This is a genomic window from Acinetobacter stercoris (assembly GCF_900323515.1).
Taxonomy (GTDB): Bacteria; Pseudomonadota; Gammaproteobacteria; order Pseudomonadales; family Moraxellaceae; genus Acinetobacter; species Acinetobacter stercoris.
In genome coordinates, this window is sequence record NZ_OOGT01000387.1 from 1 (window position 1) to 1,480 (window position 1,480).

Here is a 1,480-nt window from a genome sequence, read left to right on the forward strand (position 1 = left end):
CTATCTATATTTTTTTCTAAATTGAAGGCCATCCCCTTTAATCCCGATAAATTATTTTCAGGATAAGCATTCATCGCTACAATTTCTTCAGCCGTTTTAAAGCCTAAGCACTGTTGAATATCTATTACTTCCACAGAATCAAATGTAGGAGTAATTTTTTTCATATTATTCAGTATTCTATTNAAATCTTTTTGATAGTTTTGATTTACTATTTCCATTTATAAAACCTTTATAAAATTATAAAATAAGTCAAAAGCATAAGCTTTTGACTTACTCCTTAACTTTTTAGTCTACATTAACATAAAATTCATCACCATCAAGAACACGTTCCTGATTAAAAAATGAACCTAAATATGCACCTGCTCTTCTATTATCGCTAGGATCAATTTTTTTAACCGAGACATTTCCACCTGAAGAATCTGCTCCTTGATTGGTTGCAGCAAATGGGTATTCATCACAATCACAATCTTGCGGAGTTTCATCTGAATCGCCAGTAAAAGCACAAGTACTACTATATGATCCAAAATTAGCTTTACACATATTTAATGACGCAGTTCTATTCTTCCGTCTTTGAGTAGCATCTCTTAATCTGGTTAATGGAGTTGAATAAGAAGTATCTGGCATTACACTACCAGATTGAGCAACATACTTCCCTGGTTTGCCACTATTTTGTGCTTCTTTGATATGAATTGCTGATTCATTGACATCTGGGTCAGTAATTTTGATTTTGTTTAATACAGCAGGTGCATCGGTAAATACACAACCTTTTGTATTAGCTTTGGCCAAGTTCACATCACATCTCAAAGTTGGAAGTGTTGGTCCATTAACATAAAATGATGATGTTGTGACTGTCTTATCTGACCTATCAGCATAAAGTTTAATACCTAAATAGTATCGTTGTTCACCACCACTACCAACTTTCATTGTTGGAGTAATTGTTATTGGTGCAGACAGACCAGTATTTAATGGCACTGTAGGCATACCAGCGAAAGTGCATTCATTTTCTGTACAATCAAATCTCGGATGAACTTTAATAATAAAATTCTGGGCTCCTTCATAAACTGTTTTGAATCTAAATGTAACTGGCCAGTTTAGAACATTTGTAGGGTTATTAGCAGTATATGCATATCCTGTGACTTTAGCGACAGCTACATTAAACCCATCATTATTTAGAACAGGAACTTCAAAATTAAATTTCTGACAAAATGAAGTCCTACTTAATAAACTTTCTTCACCACCTTGACCTACTTTAGTACAAACTGGTGAGATGTCTAATGCACTCTCTGCAAATGATGATTTATTAAAAATAAACATTAACATTAAACTTATTAAAAAGTATTTTATCCAATACATTTATGGATACTCCGTATATTATACTTATCTATATAAAAAATTAAAAAACAACAACTTAAATATTGCACACAAAATATAACAACATAATAAAATTTTGTACAAACAAATATTTTGAAACATTTCTAAA

The 1,480-nt window shown here is 31.6% G+C and carries 1 protein-coding gene; it reads right to left on the minus strand.

Going from position 1 to position 1,480, the window contains the following annotated elements:
- Positions 1–285: 285 nt before the first annotated feature.
- On the minus strand, positions 286–1,353 hold the full coding sequence (locus tag KPC_RS19725) for a NucA/NucB deoxyribonuclease domain-containing protein (RefSeq protein WP_121975996.1): 1,068 nt from the start codon (positions 1,351–1,353) through the stop codon (positions 286–288).
- Positions 1,354–1,480 lie beyond the last annotated feature (127 nt).